Genomic DNA, 3086 nt, shown 5'->3' with positions numbered 1-3086 from the left:
CTTAGGTAGTCCACGGCACGTCATCAGCCCGTGTGCCGTCGACCCGCACCAGAGGTGGAGCGGTCCGCCGCCCGGCGGACCACGTCAAGCGGACCTTGACAGCTCGACGGCGGCTGGCGCGCCGCGCGGGGGTCTGCTCGGCTTGCCGGGGTTGACGGCAGGCGGGCGGCTGAGTAACCGCCCACGGCCCGGCGCCGCCGGGCGGATCTTCCGGCCCGGAGCCCGAGGCCCCCGCCGGAGGCGCAGTAGCCGTGACCCGCGTAGGCCCCGCAGCTCGTCGACGCACCGCACGTGGCGACTAGGCCGCGCGCCACGGACGGCTGCCGGCCCCTCGTTCGGAAACCGACACCAGCTATTTGCTTCTTCGGCGGTCCCGCTCCCGCACCATCGCGCCAGCCGCGGGCATTGGCGTGCCTGCCGCGCGCGACAGCTAAGCGGCGGGTGCGCGCCCTGGCGGCGGCGCGAGCGGCCCGTTTCGGGCCGCCTTGAAGATGTACAGAAAGTTTGCACACAACGGCCGGTGGCTGGATGTCGTGCGCCGGTTGATGGTTGACACTGCGGCCTCGGTTGATGTTTGACACCTGGTCGGCCTGTGCTCGTTGCGCTTGTTACTCAGGCGGGAGGAGCACCGGGTGGGGCTCGCGGAGTTGAGCGTCTTGGAGTAGCGGTTTCATGCGGTGATGGAGTGCCTGGGTGGCACTCCGAAGACGAGGTCGCCGCCCGGTATGGGGTGTCGCGGCAGACGATCCACAACTGGCTGGCCCGGTATGCCGCAGAGGGCATCAAGGGTTTGGAGGATCGATCCCATCGGCCCTACGTCTGTCCGCATCGGGTTGACGCCTCGACGGAAGCGCTGGTTTGTGAGCTGCGCCGGGATCATCCGCGGTGGGGTCCGCGTCGGCTGCGGTTCGAGGCCGGGCGTCGCGGGGTCACGCCACCGCCGGCCCGGGCGACCGTGTATCGGATTCCGCGGCGCAACAACCTGGTCCCGGCGGTGCCTCGCAAGCGCCGGCGGGAGGACTATCGGCGGTGGGAACGTCCGGAGCCGATGGAGCTGTGGCAGATGGACATCGTCGGTGGTGTGCTCCTCGCTGACGGCACCGAGGCGAAGGTCGTCACGGGCCTGGACGACCACTTTCGCTACTGCGTGATCGCCACCGTGGTTCGTCGGGCCACCGGCCGGGCCGTTTGCGCCGTGTTCGCCGCTGCCCTGACCCGCTTCGGGTTGCCGGGTGAGGTGCTGGCCGACAACGGCAAGCAGTTCACCGGCCGGTTCACCACACCCCGCTCTCCGACCACCGCCGGCAAGGTGGAGCGGTTCCACCAGAGCCTGCAGGGCGAAATGCCTGGACGGCCGGGTGTTCGCCACCATCGAGCAGGCCCAAACCGCGGTGGACGTGTTCGTCGCCGAATACAACTACGACCGGCCGCACCAGGGCATCGACGACGCCTTCCCCGCCGACCGGTTCCACCGCCCGACCCCCGGTCGGGACCAGATCGAGGTGCACGCGCCGAAGCTGCGCCTGCCGTCCGGGCTGTTGCCCACCGCGCCACCGGCCCCGAGGACGCCACCGGCCGTCGAGGTCGATACCGGGTCGGTGACCGTGTCCACCGACCGTCCGGAGCCGGTGCAGCTCGTTCGAGTCGTGCCACCGTCGGGGAACCCTGACCGTCGCCCGGCAACAGGTATGGCTCGGCCCCGCCCTCGCCGGCACCCCGGTCACGATCTGGCTCGACACCGACCGGCTGCACGTGTTGACCGCCGACGGCGCCCGCATCAAGTCCACCGCATCCAGGCTGTCCCAACGCGACCTGGCCCGGCTCCTGGCCGACGGCGGCACCCCCGCCGGCCCGCCTCCGCTACCGCAGCCCGAACCGCAGACCGCCGCCGTCGAGGTCGACCGGGTCGTCAACGCCTGCGGCGGGATCAGCATCGCCGGCCGGCAGATCAGCGTCGGCATGCCCCTGGCCGGCCAGCGCGTCCGGATTCGCCTCGACGGCATCCTCCTGCACGTCATCGACGACGCCGGGCAGCTGCGCCGCCCACTCCCGCGCACCGCCTGCGGCCGCATCCGCGACGCCCGACCCGCCTCCCCGATCCCGCCACCCGCCACCACGCCTGCGGTCGAGCGGGTCGTATCGGTCACCGGAAGCATCTAAGTCGCCGGGCAACGCATCCAGGTCGGCGTTGTGCACGGCCGCAAGCTCGTCACCGTCGTCCTGGACGAACACACTGTCACCGTCTACGACGCCGACACCCCTATCAAAGCCGTGCCCCGGCGCAGCACCACCGACCTGAACCGCACCAAGGCCAAACACCAGATCACCACGAAGGGTCAGCCGTAGGGCCATCGAGCGGTGCTGCCGTCTTCCATCGGAACTGGTTGTCGGGCTCGTCGCGGTAATCCAATACGCCAGCCTTCACCAACGCATGCAGCATGTCGCAAAGCGCCTGCCCGAGCGGATTGTTCGACCAGAAAACCCACTTGACCTGAAAAAACGTGCGATCCGCAAACAAGCCCACCGTTCGGCCCAACTCGTACTGAGCGCCGTCCACGTCCGTCCACTCAGCGAGAGCATCCGCTAGGCCCATGGCCACAGATCCTCGCATGCGGACAGGGGCCGCGCCTGCAACCTCTACGATCGCTTCAACACCAGAACACGACCAATATTCGATCATGACCTGGTGTCAAGCGTCCTCCGACGCCTTTCCGTCAAACATCATGCGAGACCAGGCACAGCCGACAGACGGACGCCGCTGGCGGCTACGCCAACACGCCTTCTTCGAGGTAGGCAGTTCCTGCGCCGCTGGCGTGCGTTTGGAACGTTGCTCGAAGCCTGCGTGCGAGCCGCGGGATCGTCATCTCGTCCAACTTGTCGAGCTGAACGAACCGGAACTCAGACAGTTCGTTGTCGCTGAACGTGATGCCGGCAAGCTGCTCGGCGGTCAGGCGCCCTCCATCGAAGATGAACAGGAGCTTGTCACCCGCGTTTGGGTGAGGAGCCCAATCGACGCTGAGCAGGCGCCCAACCTCCACCTGTAGCCCAAGTTCTTCGGCGATCTCACGCCGGCAGGCTGCCCTAGG

General features: G+C 68.7%; 2 protein-coding genes and 1 pseudogene. 1 reads left to right on the top strand and 2 read right to left on the bottom strand.

Annotated features, from left to right (window positions below):
- Positions 1-680 precede the first annotated feature (680 nt).
- A pseudogene (locus tag Asi02nite_RS42960) lies at positions 681-2346 on the top strand (helix-turn-helix domain-containing protein).
- Here Asi02nite_RS42960 and Asi02nite_RS41010 read toward each other — a convergent pair.
- Together Asi02nite_RS41010 and Asi02nite_RS41005 are read right to left on the bottom strand one after the other, a co-directional pair.
- Positions 2324-2680 (bottom strand): hypothetical protein, encoded by a 357-nt coding sequence (locus Asi02nite_RS41010; RefSeq protein WP_203719447.1) that lies wholly within the window; start codon positions 2678-2680, stop codon positions 2324-2326. The pseudogene Asi02nite_RS42960 and the gene Asi02nite_RS41010 sit on opposite strands and share 23 nt — an antisense overlap.
- Before the next feature lie 85 nt (positions 2681-2765).
- A partial coding sequence (locus Asi02nite_RS41005) for an NUDIX domain-containing protein (protein WP_203719446.1) occupies positions 2766-3086 on the bottom strand: 321 nt, incomplete at its 5' end.

Origin of the sequence: Asanoa siamensis (genome assembly GCF_016862555.1) — a bacterium.
Classification (GTDB): domain Bacteria; phylum Actinomycetota; class Actinomycetes; order Mycobacteriales; family Micromonosporaceae; genus Asanoa; species Asanoa siamensis.
The sequence above is the reverse complement of the archived record's forward strand: the minus strand, read 5'-3'. Positions and strand labels throughout refer to the sequence as shown.

Bases quoted from the DNA above. Each gene is read 5' to 3' on its own strand.
- Asi02nite_RS41010 (WP_203719447.1), bottom strand. From the start codon at position 2,680: ATGATCGAATATTGGTCGTGTTCTGGTGTTGAAGCGATCGTAGAGGTT.